This window comes from Pseudoalteromonas fuliginea (assembly GCF_000690055.1).
Lineage (GTDB): Bacteria > Pseudomonadota > Gammaproteobacteria > Enterobacterales > Alteromonadaceae > Pseudoalteromonas > Pseudoalteromonas fuliginea.
This window is the reverse complement of record NZ_JJNZ01000184.1, coordinates 1-328: the sequence shown is the minus strand read 5'-3', so window position 1 is coordinate 328 and position 328 is coordinate 1. Positions and strand designations below refer to the sequence as shown.

2 tRNA genes are annotated in these 328 nt (G+C 41.8%); both read left to right on the top strand.

The features are described 5' to 3' along the window. Positions 1 to 13 precede the first annotated feature (13 nt). Positions 14 to 89 (top strand) — tRNA-Arg (locus tag DC53_RS00190). 36 nt (positions 90 to 125) lie between these two features. After that, positions 126 to 202: transfer RNA gene (locus DC53_RS00195), tRNA-Val, on the top strand. Positions 203 to 328 lie beyond the last annotated feature (126 nt).

Sequence of the window (328 nt, the reverse complement as noted above, 5' to 3'; positions counted from 1 at the left end):
GTGCAAAATATATGCACGAGTAGCTCAGTTGGAAGAGCAGCGCCCTTCTAAGGCGAAGGTCACAGGTTCGAGCCCTGTCTCGTGTACCATTTAAGTCCAAACATATAGCGATAAAAAGCTAAAAAGGGTGATTAGCTCAGTTGGCGAGAGCATCTGCCTTACAAGCAGGGGGTCGGGGGTTCGAATCCCTCATCACCCACCATTTGAAAAATAATAAAGATCTAGCTTAAGTATTTACTGAGTTAGATTTTTTTACGTCTTGGATTCGAAAAGGAGAGTAAAATCTGAAAGATTTTAAGAAGATACGTTTGTATCTTCTGACTCGGAT